General features: G+C 64.5%; 21 protein-coding genes. 10 read left to right on the top strand and 11 right to left on the bottom strand.

Annotated features, from left to right (window positions below; translation table 11 throughout):
* Together AC3WK8_RS23595 and AC3WK8_RS23590 are read right to left on the bottom strand one after the other, a co-directional pair.
* Positions 1-3,044: multidrug efflux RND transporter permease subunit (locus AC3WK8_RS23595; protein ID WP_492574083.1), on the bottom strand; the 3,044-nt coding region annotated here is incomplete at its 3' end.
* A 27-nt stretch (positions 3,045-3,071) separates the two neighbouring features.
* A complete protein-coding gene (locus AC3WK8_RS23590; RefSeq protein ID WP_103325926.1) occupies positions 3,072-4,217 on the bottom strand; it encodes a MexC family multidrug efflux RND transporter periplasmic adaptor subunit in 1,146 nt (381 codons plus the stop codon).
* A gap of 159 nt (positions 4,218-4,376) precedes the next feature.
* On the opposite strand from AC3WK8_RS23590, the gene AC3WK8_RS23585 reads away from it, so the two are divergent.
* Both AC3WK8_RS23585 and AC3WK8_RS23580 read left to right on the top strand, forming a co-directional pair.
* Positions 4,377-4,946: a TetR/AcrR family transcriptional regulator gene (locus AC3WK8_RS23585; protein ID WP_085597685.1), complete on the top strand. Its 570-nt coding sequence runs from the start codon at positions 4,377-4,379 to the stop codon at positions 4,944-4,946.
* A 25-nt stretch (positions 4,947-4,971) separates the two neighbouring features.
* Positions 4,972-5,628 carry a paraquat-inducible protein A gene (locus tag AC3WK8_RS23580; protein ID WP_103325927.1) on the top strand — a complete coding sequence of 219 codons (657 nt, stop codon included), beginning with the start codon at positions 4,972-4,974 and terminating at the stop codon, positions 5,626-5,628.
* Between the two features lie 450 nt (positions 5,629-6,078).
* Here the strand turns inward: AC3WK8_RS23580 and gcvA are convergent, their stop codons facing one another.
* Positions 6,079-6,969, bottom strand: a complete 891-nt coding sequence (gene gcvA, locus AC3WK8_RS23575) for a transcriptional regulator GcvA (RefSeq protein WP_103325928.1) — start codon at positions 6,967-6,969, stop codon at positions 6,079-6,081.
* Between the two features lie 127 nt (positions 6,970-7,096).
* Here gcvA and AC3WK8_RS23570 point away from each other — a divergent pair, with 127 nt between their 5' ends.
* The 4 genes from AC3WK8_RS23570 (at position 7,097) to AC3WK8_RS23555 (ending at position 9,550) form a co-directional block, all read left to right on the top strand.
* On the top strand, positions 7,097-7,720 hold the full coding sequence (locus AC3WK8_RS23570) for a glutathione S-transferase family protein (RefSeq protein ID WP_103325929.1): 624 nt from the start codon (positions 7,097-7,099) through the stop codon (positions 7,718-7,720).
* 17 nt (positions 7,721-7,737) lie between these two features.
* Positions 7,738-8,766, top strand: a complete 1,029-nt coding sequence (locus AC3WK8_RS23565; protein WP_256592343.1) for an LLM class oxidoreductase — start codon at positions 7,738-7,740, stop codon at positions 8,764-8,766.
* A gap of 216 nt (positions 8,767-8,982) precedes the next feature.
* Positions 8,983-9,228 (top strand): DUF1652 domain-containing protein, encoded by a 246-nt coding sequence (locus AC3WK8_RS23560; protein ID WP_085597689.1) that lies wholly within the window; start codon positions 8,983-8,985, stop codon positions 9,226-9,228.
* 22 nt (positions 9,229-9,250) lie between these two features.
* Positions 9,251-9,550, top strand: a complete 300-nt coding sequence (locus tag AC3WK8_RS23555) for a hypothetical protein (RefSeq protein WP_085597690.1) — start codon at positions 9,251-9,253, stop codon at positions 9,548-9,550.
* Here AC3WK8_RS23555 and AC3WK8_RS23550 read toward each other — a convergent pair.
* The gene (locus AC3WK8_RS23550; RefSeq protein WP_146043278.1) at positions 9,540-9,725 is read right to left on the bottom strand and encodes a hypothetical protein; all 186 of its coding nucleotides are present in this window, start codon (positions 9,723-9,725) and stop codon (positions 9,540-9,542) included. The genes AC3WK8_RS23555 and AC3WK8_RS23550 overlap by 11 nt on opposite strands.
* 299 nt (positions 9,726-10,024) lie before the next feature.
* Between AC3WK8_RS23550 and AC3WK8_RS23545 the strand changes: the two genes are divergently transcribed.
* The 3 genes from AC3WK8_RS23545 to AC3WK8_RS23535 all read left to right on the top strand — a co-directional run bounded on the left by AC3WK8_RS23545 (position 10,025) and on the right by AC3WK8_RS23535 (position 11,649).
* A complete protein-coding gene (locus tag AC3WK8_RS23545; protein ID WP_103325930.1) occupies positions 10,025-10,198 on the top strand; it encodes a con-10 family general stress protein in 174 nt (57 codons plus the stop codon).
* Positions 10,199-10,282: 84 nt separating this feature from the next.
* Positions 10,283-10,696 carry a CBS domain-containing protein gene (locus AC3WK8_RS23540; protein ID WP_085597692.1) on the top strand — a complete coding sequence of 138 codons (414 nt, stop codon included), beginning with the start codon at positions 10,283-10,285 and terminating at the stop codon, positions 10,694-10,696.
* 161 nt (positions 10,697-10,857) lie between these two features.
* A complete protein-coding gene (locus tag AC3WK8_RS23535; protein ID WP_103325931.1) occupies positions 10,858-11,649 on the top strand; it encodes a glucose 1-dehydrogenase in 792 nt (263 codons plus the stop codon).
* 31 nt (positions 11,650-11,680) lie between these two features.
* Here the strand turns inward: AC3WK8_RS23535 and AC3WK8_RS23530 are convergent, their stop codons facing one another.
* The 4 genes from AC3WK8_RS23530 to AC3WK8_RS23515 form a co-directional block, all read right to left on the bottom strand.
* On the bottom strand, positions 11,681-12,124 hold the full coding sequence (locus AC3WK8_RS23530; RefSeq protein ID WP_085597694.1) for a DUF421 domain-containing protein: 444 nt from the start codon (positions 12,122-12,124) through the stop codon (positions 11,681-11,683).
* An 8-nt stretch (positions 12,125-12,132) separates the two neighbouring features.
* Positions 12,133-12,591: a hypothetical protein gene (locus AC3WK8_RS23525; RefSeq protein ID WP_085597853.1), complete on the bottom strand. Its 459-nt coding sequence runs from the start codon at positions 12,589-12,591 to the stop codon at positions 12,133-12,135.
* 78 nt (positions 12,592-12,669) lie between these two features.
* Positions 12,670-13,893, bottom strand: coding sequence for a zinc-dependent alcohol dehydrogenase (locus AC3WK8_RS23520; RefSeq protein ID WP_103325932.1), 1,224 nt, complete (start codon positions 13,891-13,893; stop codon positions 12,670-12,672).
* A gap of 108 nt (positions 13,894-14,001) precedes the next feature.
* The gene (locus tag AC3WK8_RS23515) at positions 14,002-14,223 is read right to left on the bottom strand and encodes a PLDc N-terminal domain-containing protein (RefSeq protein WP_085597696.1); all 222 of its coding nucleotides are present in this window, start codon (positions 14,221-14,223) and stop codon (positions 14,002-14,004) included.
* Between the two features lie 194 nt (positions 14,224-14,417).
* Here AC3WK8_RS23515 and AC3WK8_RS23510 point away from each other — a divergent pair, with 194 nt between their 5' ends.
* Positions 14,418-14,693, top strand: coding sequence for a hypothetical protein (locus tag AC3WK8_RS23510; RefSeq protein ID WP_085597697.1), 276 nt, complete (start codon positions 14,418-14,420; stop codon positions 14,691-14,693).
* A 204-nt stretch (positions 14,694-14,897) separates the two neighbouring features.
* On the opposite strand, the gene AC3WK8_RS23505 is transcribed toward AC3WK8_RS23510, so the two are convergent.
* From AC3WK8_RS23505 to AC3WK8_RS23495, 3 genes are read right to left on the bottom strand one after another with little or no spacing between them, the layout of a single operon-like run.
* Positions 14,898-15,986 carry a M28 family peptidase gene (locus tag AC3WK8_RS23505; RefSeq protein WP_103325933.1) on the bottom strand — a complete coding sequence of 363 codons (1,089 nt, stop codon included), beginning with the start codon at positions 15,984-15,986 and terminating at the stop codon, positions 14,898-14,900.
* Positions 15,983-17,164, bottom strand: a complete 1,182-nt coding sequence (locus AC3WK8_RS23500) for a carboxylate-amine ligase (protein WP_103325934.1) — start codon at positions 17,162-17,164, stop codon at positions 15,983-15,985. The genes AC3WK8_RS23505 and AC3WK8_RS23500 overlap by 4 nt, the downstream gene beginning before the upstream one ends.
* Before the next feature lie 12 nt (positions 17,165-17,176).
* Positions 17,177-18,157 carry a methyltransferase gene (locus AC3WK8_RS23495; RefSeq protein ID WP_178088047.1) on the bottom strand — a complete coding sequence of 327 codons (981 nt, stop codon included), beginning with the start codon at positions 18,155-18,157 and terminating at the stop codon, positions 17,177-17,179.
* Positions 18,158-18,169: the final 12 nt, after the last annotated feature.

Genomic DNA, 18,169 nt, shown 5'->3' with positions numbered 1-18,169 from the left:
AGCACGCCCAGCAAGGTGGCGCTGAGCATCCCGCCGATCACCCCGGTCCCGATGGCGCGCTGGCTGGCCGCACCGGCACCAGTGGCGATGGCCAGGGGCACCACGCCGAGGATGAAGGCCATGGACGTCATGATGATCGGGCGAAAGCGCAGGCGAGCGGCCTCGATGGCGGCGTCACGCAGGCTGTAGCCCTTCTCCCACAGTTCCTTGGCGAACTCGACGATGAGGATCGCGTTCTTCGCCGACAGGCCGATGATGGTGATCAGGCCGACCTTGAAGTACACGTCGTTGGGCATGCCCACGAAGATCACCGCCAGCACCGCACCCACGGCGCCGATCGGTACGATCAGCATCACCGACAGCGGGATCGACCAGCTCTCGTAGAGGGCCACCAGCAGCAGGAACACCACCAGGATCGCCAGGGCGAACAAGCCCGATGCCTGGCCGGCAGAGACCTTCTCCTGGTAGGACAGGCCGGTCCACTCGTAGCCGATGCCCTTGGGCAGTTGCGAGGCCAGTTGCTCCAGCTCGGCCATGGCCTGGCCGGTGCTGTAGCCTGGACCTGCGTCACCGACGATGCGGATCGACGGATAGCCGTTGTAGCGCACCAGTTGCACCGGCCCCTCTTCCCACTTGCTGCTGACGAAGGCGCTGAGCGGCACCTGGTCGCCCTTGTTGTTGGGCACGTACAGCTGGAGCACGCTTTCCGGAGTCATCCGCGCGCCCTGCTCGGCCTGGATCACCACCCGTTGCTGGCGACCGGCGTTGGTGAAGTCGTTGACCACGTCGGAACCGAAAGCCGAGGACAGGGTGGAACTGATGGTCTCGAAGTTGACGCCTTGGGCTCGGGCTTTTTCACGGTCGATCACCAGGCGCAACTGCGGCGCCTCGGCCAGGCCTTCCATCATGCCGTAGAGGAACTTCGGATTACCGTTGACTTGGCTCAGCAGCGTGTCCCGGGCTTGCAGCAGGGCCTCGCGGCCCAGGCCGCCACGATCCATCAATCGCAAAGCGAAGCCGCCGGAGTTGCCCAGGCCATCGATGGGTGGCGGCGAGACCGCCATGATGGTGCCGTCACTCGGCAGTGCGAAATGCTCGTTCAGCGCCGCCACTTCGGCAGCAGCAGACTCTTCCTTATCGCGTACCGACCAATCCTTGAAAACCGGGAATGCGAGCGCTGCGTTGTCGCCCTGGCCGGAGAAGCTGAAGCCGGAGACGAGAAATACCGCATCCACCGCCTTGCGCGACATCAGGTACTGCTCCAGCTCCTTGCCGGTGGTATCGGTACGCATGCGGCTGGCGCCGGGTGGCAGTTGCACGTCGACGATCATGTAGCCCAGGTCTTCGCTCGGCACGAAGGCTTCCGGCAGGCGCAAGTAGGTGTATCCCAGCAGAGCGACGATACCGGCGTACACCAGCATGAAGCGTCCGGCACGCTTGACCAGCCCGGAACTGAGCACCGAATAGCGCTCGGTGACGCGGGCGAAGCCACGGTTGAAGGCACCGAAGAAACCGCGCTTCTCGTGATGGCCTTCAGGGATCGGCTTGAGCAGTGTGGCGCACAGGGCCGGGGTGAAGGTCAGGGCCAGGAAGCCGGAGAACAGGATCGAGATCGCCAGGGATACCGAGAACTGCTGGTAGATGACGCCTACCGAACCGCTCATGAATGCCAGCGGCATGAATACCGCGGACAGCACCAGGGTGATACCGACGATGGCACCGGACACCTGCTTCATCGCCTTGATCGTCGCTTCGGTCGGGGACAGGCCCTCCTCGGCCATGATCCGCTCGACGTTCTCAACCACCACGATGGCATCATCCACCAGGATGCCGATGGCCAGCACCATGCCGAACATGGTCATCATGTTCACCGAGAAGCCCAGCAGGTACATCACCGCCAGGGTACCGAGCAGGCATACGGGCACCACGATGGATGGAATCAGGGTGTAGCGCACGTTCTGCAGGAACAGGAACATCACCAGGAACACCAGGACCATGGCTTCGAGCAGGGTATGGATCACCTTCTCGATGGCCACGTCGACGAAACGCGAGGTGTCGTAGGGTACGGAGTACTGCATGTCGCTGGGGAAGAACTGCGACAGTTCGGCCAGGCGCGCCTTGACCAGCGTCGCGGTCTCGATGGCGTTGGCGCCCGGAGACAACTGGATCGCGCCACCCACGCCGGGCGTGCCGTTCAGGCGCGAGGAGATGTTGTAGCTTTCCTGGCCCACTTCCAGGCGGGCGACATCGGCCAGCTTGACGGTGGAACCATCGGGGTTGGAGCGCAGGACGATCTGGCCGAACTCCTGGGGATTGTCCAGGGTGCCCTTGACCGCCAGGGTCGCAGTCAACTCCTGCTCACTGGTACCGGGCGCGCTGCCGAAGGCGCCGGCCGGAACCTGCACGTTCTGTCCACGGATGGCGCTGCTCACGTCTTCGATGGACAGGCCGTAACCCACCAGCTTCTGCGGATCGATCCAGACCCGCATCGCCGCTTCGGAAGAGAAGAACTGCAACTTGCCGACGCCGGGCAAGCGACGCAGTTCGTTGTTGATGTTGCGCGCGGCGTAGTCGCCCAAGGCGGTGGTGTCGTTGCGCTCGACCCCTTCCTTGTAGTTAAGGGCGTAGATCAACAGGAAGCCAGCGCTGGTCTGCTCGACCTGCAAGCCCTGGGTGAGCACGGCCTGGGGCATGCGCGCCTCGGCCTTCTTCAAGCGGTTCTGCACGTCGACCTGGGCCAGGTCCGGATCGGTGCCCGGCTGGAAGGTCACGACGATCTCGGCAGTACCGTTGGAGTTGTTGGTCGACTCGAAGTACAGCAGGTTCTTCGCGCCGTTGAGCGACTCTTCGAGCACGCTGGTGACCGAGTCCACCAATACCTTGGCCGAAGCGCCTGGGTAGGTCGCGGTCACGGTGATTTGCGGTGGCGCAACGCTGGGGTACTGCGCCACCGGCAACTTGGAGATGATCAGCAGGCCGGCCAGGGAGATGAACAGAGCCACCACCCAGGCGAAGTTCGGGCGCTTGATGAAAAAATCGGACATCAAAAAATCCTCGTGTCGTAACCGGGCTTATTGTTTCTGCTCGGTTTCCTGAGCCTGCTTGGGAGTGACCTTGACGCCCGGCTGCACGGCGGCCAGGCCACCGACGATGACCTGGTCACCGGCCTTGAGGCCTTCGATGATCTGCCAGCGCGAACCCTGCATGGTGCCGGTGGTGACCGCCCGGGCCTCGGCACGCTCGTCGGCGCCGACCACCATCACGTGGGAGCTGCCGTCGTTGCCACGCTTGACCGCACGCTGCGGGACGAGGATGGCTTGGTTGTCAGTGCCTTGCGGGGTCTTGACCCGCACGTACATGCCCGGCAGCAACACGCCATCGGGGTTGGGGAACTTGCCGCGCAGGGTGATCTGGCCGGTGCCCGGATCGACCGCCACGTCGGTGAATTGCAGCGAGCCCTGGCGCTCATAGGGCGTACCCTCGACCCGCAGGGTCAGGGCCTTGCTGTCGCCTGCGGCCAGGCTGCCAGTCTTCAACGCCTCGCGCAGGCGCAGGGCATCGGCGGCGGTCTGGGTGAAGTCGGCGTAGATCGGATCCAGCTGCTGGATGCGCGCCATCAGGGTCGCTTCGCCCTGGCCAACCAGGGCGCCTTCGGTTACCAGCGCACGCCCTACCCGGCCGGAGATCGGCGCGGCGACCGAGGCATAACCCAGGTTCAGGCGCGCGGTTTCCAGGTCTGCCTGGGCCGAACGGGTCGCTGCCTGGGCGCTGTGCAAGTCGGCACTGGCCTTGTCGTAGTCCTGCTGGCTGACCGCTTCGATCTTCACCAGCGGCTCATAGCGCTTGACCCGCGCCTGGGCTTCCTTCATCCCGGCCTGGGCCCGGGCCAGGTCGCCCTCGGCACGGGACACCGCTGCCTTGAGCGGCGCGGGATCGATCTGGAACAACAGATCGCCGGCCTTGACGTCGGCACCTTCCTCGAAGCGCTTCTTCAGCACGATCCCCGCCACCCGTGCCCGCACCTCGGCCACGCGTACCGGTTCGATCCGGCCTGGCAGCTCCGACGTCAGTGCCAGGGTTTCCGGCTTCACCGCGAACACATCCACAGGAAGCACCATCTCCGCGGCGCTCTGCTGCTCGCCCGAGGGACCACACCCTGCCAGTGCGATGACAACCGCCAATGCACTGACCCTTCCTATTGCACGCAAATCGACCATGGCACACCTGACTATTGATTGAGAATGTCCAGAATGCTACTTTCAAACCCAAAATGAGTCAACAAAGACTCATATGAACTTTTTTGTCTCATCTATTGCGGAGCGCTGCGAGCTTTTTTGCACCATGCGCGCATTCGAGGACTCAACCAGGACTTGCGAATGACCCTGACGCCCCATGACGAACGATTCATCAAGGCGCTGGCCGTGGCCATCGTCGACCACCCACGCGGGACACTGAAGGAACTGGCTGAAGCCGCCGGCACGAGCCGGGCCACGCTGCACCGTTTTTGTGGCACGCGTGACCATCTGCTGGAGATGCTCGAATGGCATGGCAAGGAGGTGTTGCACCAGATCATCGAAGCCTCCCGCCTGCTGGATGCAGATCCATTGGAAGCACTGCACAATTTGATCAGGGAGCATCTCGCCCATCGAGAGCTGCTGACCTTCCTGGTATTTCAATACCGCCCGGATTTCCTCGACCCACACGCCGATGGCGCCCGGTGGCAGTCCTACATCAACGCGCTGGACGCCTTTTTCCTGGGCGGCCAGCACCAGGGAGCATTCCGCATCGACATCAGCGCGTCGGTGTTCACCGAACTGTTCATCACCCTGGTCTACGGCATGGTGGATGCCGAACGCCGCGGACGCGCGGCGAGCTCGAATACCGCCCAGACCCTGGAGCAGATGTTCCTCCACGGCGCCTGCCCCCAGGCCAGAACAGATACCTAGGCCACGCGCCTCCAGGACTTGCCCGATGCCCCAGACCAACCCCCGCGACTTGCCGAACCTGCTACTCCAAACCCTGGTCGCTTGCCATGAATGCGACCTGCTGATGCGCCGTGAACCACTGGAACCCGGTGAAAAGAGCTGCTGCCCGCGTTGCGGCTTCGAGCTGGCCGTGCACCGCCATCAATGGCAGCGCCGTTGCTTCGCCCTGGTCCTGACCGCCCTGCTGCTCTACATCCCGGCCAACTTCCTGCCGATCATGCACCTGACCCTCCTGGGCCAGACCCGTAGCGATACCGTCTGGAGCGGTGTGCTCGGGCTGTTCGAAAGCGGTATGCCCGGGGTTGCCGTGCTGGTGCTGCTCAACAGCATGGCCATTCCGTTGCTCAAGCTGCTCTGCCAGTTGCTGGTATTGCTGAGCCTGAGGTTCAAGGTGGCACGCCGCAGCGCCATGCTGCTCTACCGCGGTTATCACCACCTGCGCGAATGGGGCATGCTCGAGGTCTACCTGATCGGGATCCTGGTCTCCATCGTCAAGCTGATCGACATCGCCGACCTTAGCCTCGGCGTCGGCCTGGCCTGTTTCGTCGCCCTGTTGCTGACCCAGGTCTGGCTGGAGATGAGCATGTCGCCGCACCAGGTCTGGGAGGCGCTGGACGAGGACGAACGGGGCACACCCGACTGAGCCTTTCCCCAGGGTGTCATCAGAGATGCTTGAGCACTTCCCCGATCCCGGTGGCCGGTGGATGCGTATGGCTGGCGCGCGGCACATGGGCATTATCAGTCCCTTCGTTCGGCCTGGATCCAAGGGTGTGGATACCGGCTCCCAGTACCAGCGCAGCCATTAGCGAAAGCATGAGTCGACGCATGGAAACCTCCGCCGTCCGGAGGGAAACCGGACGCAGCTTTTTTGTTGTCAGGTCCTTGCAGTCTGCCTTCGCCCGATAACAAAAAGCTTAGCCTTGCGCGCCATGGAGTTGACATCTCATGCCGGCCGTACAGGTTGCTCGGAACATACCCGAGCGCTCCTGAACCCCTGCTGAAATTACCGGCAGCCACAGTCGCTTGAGCATAGCCTGCGACCCGGAACACGACGGGCAAGCCCCGGACTTTCTTCGCCCCTGCGGCTAGCGCTTCAAGCCGAGGCCTTCGCCTCTTGCCTGATCCAGGCCATGAACGCCTCCACTTCGGGCCGTCGCCAAGCTTGCGCCTGGGTCACCAGGTAATAGGCAAAACGCGCTGGCCAGGGCCTGTCCAGGGCCTGCACCAGGCGCCCGGCGGCAATCTCCTCGCGAGCATATTCCTGGGGCACCAACGCCAGCCCCTGGCCGGCCGCCGCCGCGCGGATCAGCAGGTAGTCATCCTCGAACGCCGTGCCGCGCTCGGCGCGCAGGTCCGCGGCGACCCCATGGGCCGCCAGCCATAGGGCCCAATCCGCTCGATCGGTATCTTGCAGCAGCGGCCAGGCCAGGCAATCGGCTGGCTCGCGAATGGGTTCGCCAGCAGCCAGCAGCGCGGGCGCCGCGACCGGCAGCAACACCGGCGCCAGCAGGGGTTCCGTTACCAGCCCCGGGTAGTGGCCCAGGCCATGGCGAATGGCGATATCGACCCGGTCACGCTGTAGATCCACCAATGCCGCCGACGCCTCGACCCGCACCTCGATCTCTGGATGCTGGGAAGTGAAGCGCCCCAGTCGTGGTACCAGCCAGGATGCAGCAAAGGACGGCACGGTGCTGATGGTCACGGTGCTCCGGATGCGGTCCGCTTCCAGGGTCCACAAGGCTGCCTGGATCTGCTCGAAAGCCGCCAGCAATTGTGGGTGGACCCTGCTGCCCGCTTCGGTCAGCACCATGCGCTGGTGCCGGCGAATGAACAGCGGCATGCCGACCCGCTCCTCCAGTTGGCGGATCTGCTGGCTGACCGCACCCGAGGTCACCCCCAGGGCCTGGGCGGCATGCTTGATGCTGGCGTGGCGACCGACTTCGACAAAGGCGCGCAATGCCAGCAATGGCAGGACTGGATTCATGGTTTAGCTCTTCTAAACAAGGCAGGTAGTTTAAATCGTTTCCTATTCACCTGATGCAAAAGGAAGATCCTCGGGAAGCGGCACACATAACTTTAGCTCTACTTAACCCGATGGAGATAGCCAGGCGATGCTCGATCTGTACACCGACAGCTCACCCAATGGTTTCAAGGTGACCATTGCCCTGCACGAGCTGCAGTTGCCCTACCGCCTGCACCCGGTGAACCTGGACACCGGTGAGCAACACCGTCCGCAGTTCCTCGCCCTCACCCCCCATGGCCGGATCCCGGTGATCCATGACCACGAGACCGGCATCACCCTGTTCGAATCGGCGGCCATCCTGCTCTACCTTGCCGAACGCGGCGGCAGTCTTCTGCCCCAGGACCCGGTCGGGCGCTGGGAAACCATCAAGTGGCTGCAATTCCATGCCTCCAGCGTCGGGCCGATCCTCGGCCAACGAGTGCACTTCGAGCTGTTCGCCCAGCAGCGACTGCCCGCGGCCATCGCCCGCTACCGACGACTGAGCGAGGAGCTGTTCGCGGTGCTCGACGCTCGCCTGGCTGAACACCCCTACCTGGCCGCGGACCAGTATTCGATCGCCGACATCGCCCATTTCGGCTGGACCCATATCGCCCGGATCATCGATTTCGACTTCAGCCAGCACCGCCACCTAAGCGCCTGGCACGACCGAGTGGCGCAACGTCCCGCCGTACGCCTGGGCGTAACCATTCCCGCGCCCGCCAGCGGCGCATGAGCAACAGGAGACAAACAATGCAGAGCACCCTGAACAACGGCGCCCCAGCGACGGCGAATTTTCATGGGCACCCCGGCTACCGGCGCATGTTCGCTCCCGAGCGCTTGACCCTCGGCCTGTTCCTGCCGCTGCGCTTCTACCAGGGCGACATGCAGGTCTTGGCCGGGCAAGCCGACTGGGTCGAGACCATCGACCGTCAGGGTTTTGCCGCCGTCTGGGTACGCGACGTACCGCTGTTCGATCCGACCTTCGGCGATGCCGGGCAACTGTTCGAGCCCTTCGCCTACCTCTCGTTCCTCGCCGCCCGGACCCAGCGAATTGCCCTGGCCACCGGCAGCGCGATCTTCACCCTGCGCCACCCATTGGATTTGGCCAAGTCGGCCGCCAGCCTCGATCGCTTGTCCGGTGGTCGGCTGGTGCTGGGCATCGCCTCGGGAGATCGGCCCGTAGAGTTCCCGGCCTACGGCCTGGAACATGCCGAGCGAGGCCAGCGCTTCGCCCAGGCGGTGGAGTACTTTCGCCAAGTCATGGCCGACGGCCCGCAGGCCATCGATTCGCCCCTGGGCCGTTTCGCCGGCGCCGAACTGCTGCCCAAGCCCAGCACTGGCGCGATTCCGCTGATCGTCACCAGCTCCTCGGGACAATCGCCGGAGTGGATCGCCCGGCACGCCGATGGCTGGCTGACCTACCCCTTCGCCACCCACACCGCCAGCGGGCCACGACAACTGGCCGAGAAGATCCGTGCCTGGCGCCAGCTGATTCCCGACGGCGGCTTGCGCCCCCACATGACCAACGAATGGCTGGACCTGGTGGACGATCCCGACCATCCGCGTACACCACTCAACGGCGGCTTCGTCTTGCGCACCGGACGCAAGGGCCTCTTGCAGTTGCTGCAGCAATGGCAAGAGGCCGGCGTCAACCACGCCGCGCTGGGCATCCAGTTCTCCCAGCGCCCGGTGGCCGAAGTCATCCAGGAACTGGCCGAGGAGGTGCTGCCACATTTCCCCTCCCATCCCGGTCCTCCGGCGCTAGATGCCCGCTGGTAGCGCAGTAGAGGCAAAACGGAGCAACTTCCTGCGAGCCGCCATGGGTAATTCTCGTTGCCATGCGACCAACAAGCGGCAACTTGCAGGCAAGTTCAAAGTTGCTCCTGATGAGCTGCGCAGTTCAATACCGACGACTTTGCTATCAGCCTGACAGCATTTACAGCCTGGGCTACTGAGCTAGTCTTGATTTGCTCATGACCTCAAGCCGAAAAGCCCATGGACACCCTAAGCAAGTTCGAAATCGAGACGGCCCTTGCCCAGCGCTTGCCAAACTGTCGCGTGAACTGCGTGATCAATGCCGACGGCAGCCTCTCGCTGGACATCCTGGCGCCAGGATCGAACCAGTTCACCATTGCCAGCATCGACCGCAGCCACTACCACGGGGAATCGGGCATCAATCGACTGGTGCGCGAAATCCTCGAAGAGATGGTGGTTTCCCGGCGGTCTTCGCGCATGTCATGAACCTGCCAGGAGCGCTTGCACCATGCCCATGACGACGCCGCCACGCCTCACCACTATCAACTACCAGCAGGACACCCTGTTCGGGGTCAACGCACTAGCCTGCGAATGCCTGGTCCAGGTGACCGAACCCGGCGAACTCGGTGCCGGTAGCCTACAGCTCCTGGTCGACGCGCCCTGGCCCGAGCAACTGCAACACGCCCATGGACTGACATTCGACCGCGATGGCCACCCCTGCCACGGCGTGGTGCGCCATGGCCGGCGGCTGGCTAATGCTCAATTGCTGCTGGTACTGGAACTCCAGCCAGGTCCGATCAGGGCCTGAGGCGCTCCTGATCCGCCGGCCCGGGCTCCACTCGTGGTCCCGGTCGCGCCCGGGCCTGATCCTCGCGACGGACCCGCTGGTCGTCGGTCAAGCCCGGGCCCGGGTCCTGCTCCACCAGGCCTTGGGCCGGGGTATTCGATGGCGATGACGGGGATGATACGGCTCGATCTCGCATTTGCGTCCTCCTGCGGTGCGCTACTCGATGAAAGCTCTTCGTAAGTTTGAAAACTTACCCTTGCTGATGTTCAAAACATCCAGGCCCTAATCGCGCGTTAGACGGATAATTTATTTACGCGCCGCTTGCATATATACGGCATACCGGATCAACCCCTTGCGCAAAGTTGCCATTTCCAGGTTTCGAACCATTCGTCGCCGCTCATTCAATCAGTTCGACTTTTTAAAACTCAGCGTCCTCCCAATAAATGCCCGGTGCAATTATGGGCATATCTTTCCATTAACAAGAGGTATTCAACCATGGCCAATACCGGACACCCCAATCCTGGAAACTTTGCCAATGATCGGGAAAAAGCCGCCCAAGCAGGCAGGAAAGGCGGACAGGCCTCTGGCGGCCACAGCACCGGCGACCGGCACAAGACATCCGGCGCCGGCAAGCAGAGCAGCCGCGGCGGCGCGGGCGGTCGTGGTTGATCGCCGGACGAGCGGGGTCGTAGCGAGCCCCGCTTTCTTCTACTTGCGCGGGTTCCGCGACCCGCTCCACCTCGGGAGACACCGATGAAAATCAACGAAATCATGACCCGCGACGTACAGACCACCAGCCCCGACCACAGCTTGCGCGAAGTCGCCAGCCTGATGGCCGATATCGATTGCGGGGCAATCCTGGTCAGCAGCCAGGATCGCCTGGTGGGCATGGTCACCGACCGCGACATCGCCGTGCGCGCGGTGGCCCGGGGCATGGCCTGCGACACCCCGGTCAGCCTGATCATGAGCAGCGATATCCGCTACTGCTATGACGACCAGGACGTGGACGATGTGGCCCGCAACATGGCCGACATCCAGTTACGGCGCCTGCCAGTGGTCAACCGCGACAAACGCCTGGTGGGTGTCGTATCCCTGGCCAACATCACTCGGGCCCACGACCACGGGGCCAACAGCACCCTGTTGCAGGGCGTTACCTGCACACACTGAATCCGTACCAATAATTGAACCCTCGTCCCGCGCCCGCTCGCCCCTGGCATGACTGCGGGGCAGCCGGGACCTGATCCGCCACCTCTGGAGGTATCCATGAAGTCCTATCCACGCCCCCCTTCCCCGCCCAGCAGCAAGCAGTCCCAGGAGCCCAAGGCGCCATGGAGCCTTACCCCGATTGCGGCGAGCAGAGCTACCAGGGCTCAGGCCGCCTGGCCGGCAAGATCGCCCTGGTCACCGGGGCCGACAGCGGTATCGGCCGGGCGGTGGCCATCGCCTTCGCCCGGGAAGGCGCCGATGTGGCGCTGGCCTACCTGAACGAACACGACGACGCCCGCGAGACCGCGCGCTGGGTGGAACAAGCCGGACGCGAATACCTGCTGCTGCCGGGCGACCTGGCGGGCAAACAGCAATGTCGCGACATAGTCGCCAAGACCGTGGAGCAGTTCGGGCGCATCGATATCCTGGTCAACAATGCCGCCTACCAGATGACCCACCATGAGTTGGCCGATATCACCGATGACGAATGGGTACGGACCTTCGATATCAATATCACGGCGATGTTTCGCATCTGCCAGGCCGCGGTGCCGCACATGGCCGCCGGCAGCTCGATCATCAACACCAGCTCGATCAACTCCGATGCCCCCAAGCCGACCCTGCTGCCCTATGCCACCACCAAGGGCGCCATCGCCAATTTCACCGCCGGTCTGGCACAACTGCTCGGTGCCAGCGGCATCCGGGTCAACAGCGTCGCCCCGGGGCCGATCTGGACGCCGCTGATCGTCTCCACCATGCCGCCAGAAGCTGTCACCCATTTCGGCGAGCAGACGCCCCTGGGTCGTCCGGGCCAGCCAGTGGAGGTGGCGCCCATCTATGTCTTGCTGGCGAGCGACGAAGCCAGCTACATCTCCGGCTCGCGGGTGGGCGTCACCGGCGGCAAGCCGATCCTCTAGCCCGCGCAAGAACCAGGAAGTCGCGACGGCCTCAAGGATAGGGAATGATCGAGATCTTGCCGTTGCGCTCCAGGATCGCATAGCGGATGTGCCCGATCTCCAGCACGCCCTGGCTGGAGCGGGCCGCTTCGAGGATGTCCTCTTCCACTAACCGCGCATGGTGCATGCGCTGGCGCAAAAGCCTGCCGTTTTCCACCAGAACCGTGGGCCCACCGTCGATCACCCGGGAAAACCAGCGCCAGCGCTGCTTGGCCAGCGACAAGCCGACATCGATGGCAATCAGCGTGACTATCACCAGCACCGCGTTGGTCAGGGAAAAGTCCTCTCCGAGCAGCGCTTGCTGGGTCGCCTCGCCAATCACCATCAGCAGCACCAGGTCGAAGGTGGTCAGCTCGGCCAGCGAACGCCTGCCGGCGATCTTGAACAACACCATCAATGCCAGGTAGATCGCTGCCGCCCGCCATACCGAGTCCATGAGGTCACCTAGGGATAAATGAATTGGTCGAAATCCAGGACCGGCCCCGCTGCCAACGCGATCCGGGTCGAATACCGCCCTGCGCCTTCGCTGCGCAGCCTCAAGTGCAACGACGCGCGGCCGTCGGCATCCGCCAGCAGCCACAGCCTGAGACCCTGGCCCACCGCGCTGGCCTTGAGCGGCTGGGGCAGCAAGCTCTCGACGCTGAAACCCTGCAGCAACTCGCCCCCCAACTCCAGTTCCAGGGGCTGGCCGGCGCTGCCACGCATGTGCACCACCAGGCTGTCGGTGGAACCGCTGCGCAGCAGCGCCTGGTAATGCACCTGCAACCGGCCATCGGCGCTGTGCAACTGACGCGAACTCAGCGGCCCCTTGGAGAACAGTCCGCCCAGGGTCAGCAGCACCAGCACCACCAGCAAGTACCAGCCCAGGCGCTCCAGGCGCCAGACCTTGCGCTGCAGGCCCATGTATTCGCGAACCGGCCGCTGCCGGCTATGCAACTCATCCTGCTCCACAGGCTCCTCCGCGACCGCCAGCGGCGGCCCTCAGACCACCAGTCCCGCAGCCCCCGGCACCGGCTCGGGCACGGGGGCCTGCTCCAGCCCCGGCACCAGCACCACCTTGCGGCACTCGTCCTGGCCCTTGTCGAACAGTTCGTAGCCCCGCGCCGCCTGCTCCAGGGAGAGCCGATGCGTGATGATCACCTCGGGCCGCAGGCGGCCGCTTTCGATATGTTCGAGCAGCTCGGGCAGGTAACGTTGCACATGGGTCTGGCCCATCTTGAACACCAGTCCCTTGTCGAAGGCATCACCGAACATGAAGCCATGGATGAAACCGGCATAGACCCCGGCCACGCTGACCACTCCGCCACGGCGCACGGCGGCGATGCACTGGCGCAGGGCCTTGCCGCTGCTGCCTTCGAGCTTGAGCGTGGACAACAGGGTTTCGGTGGTGCTGCCCTTGGCCTCGAAGCCCACGGCGTCGATGACGCCATCGACCCCGCGCATGCCGACGGTCTGGCGAACGATGGTATCGGCCGGATCGTCGTCCTCCCCGAAATTGATGGGGATGATCCCGTAGGTACGCCGGGCATACTCCAGGCGATAGGCATGCTGGTCGACCATGAAGATCCGCTCCGCACCCAGCATCCTGGCACAGGCCGCGCACAACAGGCCTACCGGCCCTGCTCCGTAGATCGCCAGGCTGCTGCCTTCACCGATGGCAGCGTTGCACACCGCCTGCCAGGCCGTTGGCAGGATGTCCGAAAGAAACAGCACCTGGTCGTCCGCCAGGGTGCCAGGCACCCGGAATGGCCCGGTATTGGCCTTGGGCACCCGCACCAGCTCCGCCTGCCCGCCCGGAATGCCGCCGTACAAGCGGCTGTAGCCAAACAACGCGGCTCCCGGCGGGATGGCTTTCTTGTTGAGGATCGCACCGCGACCATCGTTGGTGGTCTCGCACGCCGCATACAACTGGTGCTGGCAGAAGAAACAGTCGCCGCAGGCGATCACGAAAGGGATCACCACCCGATCGCCACGCCGCACCCGGGTCACCTCCGGTCCCACCTCCTCGACTATGCCCATGAACTCGTGGCCGAACACGTCGCCATGTTCCACCGTGGGGATCTTGCCTCGGTACAGATGCAGGTCGGAGCCACAAATGGCTGTCGCAGTGACTCGCAGGATGATGTCGTCGGGCTGTTCGATACAGGGATCAGGCAAGGTTTGCACCGTCACCTTGTGAGCGCCCTGGTAGGTCATGGCACGCATCGGGTTTCCTCCTGGCCCCGGCCTGGATGCCGGGGCTCTTGGCGTTAGGGGGGAACTAAACGCTCTGGGGTTCCTTCGCCTGCGGTAGGCAGCGGATGAATGGTCGGCCTAACCCTTGCTGTGCTCGGGTGAGGACGGCCCCTTGGTCACGCCCCGCGGCCCGAGCACGCCCCACAGCCCCAGCCCAAGCACAGGCAGCAGGACCACCAAGGCCGTCCACAAGGCTTTGCTGCCTGAGGAATTGTCGCTGCGCCATATGCTGTTGATGGCCCATAGATCGAGCAACACGAGGATCGCGCAGAGGCCGATCCATAGATAACTTGCGAGCATGATGCACCTCCGGGTTGATGCTTCTTTAGGCTCGAGGCGCATGGCCAGGGTTCACTGAATCTTTCATTCATGCACCCCGGCGGACCTGGCTGCGAAATAGCGAATCTTCCATGCCGGGCAATGGTCGACTGCAGTACCGCGACTGCAAGCGGCAACCTCTATCACCCCATCTAGCGCTGAGCGGAGAGCGACGAATGGACTACCTGGATGCACTGCAATGGCCAGCCATGCTGGTGACGGTGCTCGCGGCCTGGCTGATCGGCTCGCTACGCCCCGGGCGCCGAATGACCGGTTTCATCTGCTTCATGCTCAGCAACCTGCTGTGGATCGCCTGGGGCCTGTATGCCCACGCCTATGCCCTGGTGATCCTGCAGTGCTGCCTGGGGCTGATGAACCTGCGCGGGCTGGGCAAGAATGCCCGGCAACGCGAGACCGCCAAGCGGCCTGGACAAGGCTCGCCAGTACCCTAGTACCAGTCAGCCGAGCGAAGGCATCCACTGCAGGAGCAGCCACTCGACGCTCGATTGCTCGCGATGGTGATTAACGGTAGCGCGTGCTTACTGGATAAACGCAGGGCCCTGAAGTCCATCGCGGGCAAGCCTCGCTCCTACCCTTTCCTCAACTGAACGGCATGACGCCAGGTACCGGGCCAGGCGGATCGGCAAGGGGCGCGGTTAGGGACGATGCCCCAGGTATTCGGCCAGGGTACGGGCGCAGGCATCGATGGCGCCATCCAGCACCAGCTCGTAGCCATGGGTGTTCTCGGTGGCGATCCCCAGGCACCCCGCTTGCCCGCACAGGCCGCTACTGAGCACCGCGCTGGCATCGGAGGCGAAGTCCACCAGCAGGGCATACTGCGGCGTCAACCCGCAACGCTGCGCGGCATCGGCCAAGCCCGTGACCACCGAGCGGCTGTAGTAGCCCTTCCCGTCACCGGTGTTGATGATCGGATCCAGGCTCAATCGCGTCGCATACTCTTCAAGCACCGGGCCGACCTCCACCGCGATGCTGGTATCGCAGGCCAGGTGCGCAGCGGCATACATGGCCCCCGCGTTGGACTCTTCCTCGCAGGTGGTCAGCACCAGGTACACCTCGTGTTCCAGGCGCCCGCGCCGGTCGGCGAGCAACCGCGCACATTCCAGCACTGCCGCCAGCGGCGCCCGATCGTCCATGAAATGCGCGGCGATGGCATCCCCCACGCGCCAGAGGCTGCGCCAGTGCTGGCTCAGGACCACCCGCGTGCCCGGGCGCACGCCCTGGGCGCGCAGCTGCTGCGGGCAACAGCGGGTGATGACGTGCACATCCTTCCAGTGCACGTTGCCCGAAACCACGTCGCGCCCCTGGGGCGAGCCCGGCGTGGCATGCATCGAGCCGAAGGACAATACCCCCGGCAAGATCGCCTGGTCACCGAGGATGTCCAGCGGGCACATGCCGAAGTTCACCGGATTGGCCCCTCCCAGGGCCACCACCTGCAGGGTGCCGTCAGGCATGACCCGCTTGACCACCATGGCGATCTCGTCCATGTGCGCCATCACGCAGATTCCCGATCCGGCACGTGGCGCGCCGTGGCCGGCGAACCGGCCGATGACGTTGCCTGCGGGATCGATCCGGGTCTCGTCGCAATAGCGCCGCAGGTGCTCGACGCAGATAGCCCGGACTTCGTCTTCCTGGCCACCCGGGCCGCGAGCCAGCAGCAGGCGCTGGAGCAGTTCCGGGCAGGCTTGGGGCCCCTCGGTGGGCGATGCGGCGGGTGCGACATTCATATTGGCTTTCCTTCGTTCATGGAGGCATGGGTCGTTTCCGGTCCTGGATCGCGGCTTTCCTGCAGCAGCAGGTCGACCACCGCCCGACAGCGGGTTTCGCGGTCCGCTTCTGCGGGTTGGGCGGCATGGCAACGCAGTTGCCGTTCAGCGCTGCAACCACCCCGCAGCAGCTGGCGCGCGCGTTCGAACAGCGACTCTTCGCCCAGGGCTTGCGCAGTGGCGCCAAATACCTGTTCAGCCAGGTCCAGCCATCGCCCAAGGCCCATCGGTGCCTGGTCCGGGCTCATCAGGTAGCGGCCCTGGGCTCCCCGGCGCCGGGCCTGGACACGGTTCTCCTTGAGCAGCCAGCGCCGGGCCTGGGTGTACTGGCTACCCGCCGCGGGCAACAGGCAGGCATGTCGGACCATCACCGCGAACAGTCCGGCGAGGGTCTGGGCATCCGCGACCCGCGGGCAGGCATCGGTCATGCGCAGTTCCAGGGTCGGGTAGCGCAACGCCGGGCGAATGCCCCACCAGGCATTGTCCTCGGCACCCAGCGCGCCAATGCCGCGCAACAATCGCAGGTAGTCGTCATAGGCCTGGTGATCGTGCAGGTACTCGGGGATGCCCATACGCGGCCATTCATCGCAAGCGACCTGGCGGTAGCTGAGATAGCCACTGTCATGGCCTTGCCAGAATGGCGAGGACAGGCTCAACGCCAGCAACAACGGTGTCCAGGGCAAGACTTCGTTCATCACCGCGATCCGGTCCACCGCCGCCGGCACTTGGGCATGCACATGCAAGCCACTGAGCACGCTGCGCCGGGCCGCCAGGGCGAATTCGTCGAACAGCTGGCGAAAATGCGCCTGCGGCGTCGCCCGCTGCTCGTGCCAGTCAGCCAGCGGATGACTGCCGGCACAGATAAACCCCAGGCCGTGGCTGGCCAGGGCCTGGTCCAGGGCCGAGCGTACCTGGCGCAGGTAGGCGCCGGCCTGGGCGCTGTGGTCGAACACTGGCGAGGCGACCTCGATCTGCCCCTGGAACATCTCGTAGGCGAAGTTCTGGCCAAGGGCTTCGCGGCAGTCGCGCAGTACCTCGGGCGGTGGCTCGGCAACCATGCGTCGACTCCCAAGATCGGTGAGCAGGTACTCCTCCTCGATGCCCAGGCATTGCGGTTGGCCAGGGTCGAAAGCGCTCATGCCGTGCTCGCCTCAGGCCAGGCGAGTGACGGTCAGGGCCACCACGGCAATGCGCTCGACTTGTTCATAGCCTTGCTGTTCCAGCTCCTCGCCGAATACATCGGGGTCCAGTTCCTGGTAGGTCCAGCCGTAGCGCTCGCCTTGCAGCAACGCACGGGCGGCATCCAGGAACGGATCGCGACCGCGAACCATCGCCACCCCGGTGTACAGCAGCAAGGTTCCCTGTGGCTCCAGGCGCGGCAGCGCCTGGGCCAGGATGCGTAGCGACAGGTGCTCGCCCAGGGCCCCGCCGCCATGGCGATAGGCGCGCTGGCGAGGGTCCCGCATGTAGGGCGGGTTGGCCAGGATCAGGTCGAAATTCCCCTCGACACCGTCCAGCACATCGCTGTGATAGACGCCGACATTGCCGACCCCGGCCAATTCGGCATTGATTGCGCAGTAGCGCAAGGCTCGCGGATTGATATCCAGGGCCAACACCTGGGCCTCGGGCCGGGCACGCGCCACCAGCAAGGCCCCCGCTCCGGTGCCGCAGCCGATGTCGGCCACCCGCCGCACGACGGTGAAGCGCTGTTGCAGGCAGGCCTCGATCAGGCGTGCGAAACGATAGGTATCCGGGCCGAAGAACACCGCCTCGGCATCGTCGGTCGGATAGGCCGAGTGCACGAGCAGCAGCTCGTCCAGGCTCGACCAACGCACCGTGCTGTGCAGCCGCCCCGCCTCGGCCTGGATGATCCCGGCCTGGTACAAGAGATCCAGTTCCGTGGCCTCGAACAGGCTGGCGGCGAACGGCCGCGACCAGCCGAACACATCACGCAGGTCGGCGCTGCACGCGGCGTCCGGGCGCCGGTTGACCCGCTGGTGCGTGGCCGGGGTGGGCGTGACGAAGCGATAGCCCGCCGCTTGCAGGCGTCGCCCCAGTTGCAGCAAGGCCTGGTCGGCCTGGGGCCGGCTCGCCTGGCGCGGCGGATGGAAGGATGAAGGGCGTTGGTTCATGGCAGGCTCCCG

This window comes from Pseudomonas sp. FW507-12TSA, from assembly GCF_058781435.1.
The sequence above is the reverse complement of the archived record's forward strand: the minus strand, read 5'-3'. Positions and strand labels throughout refer to the sequence as shown.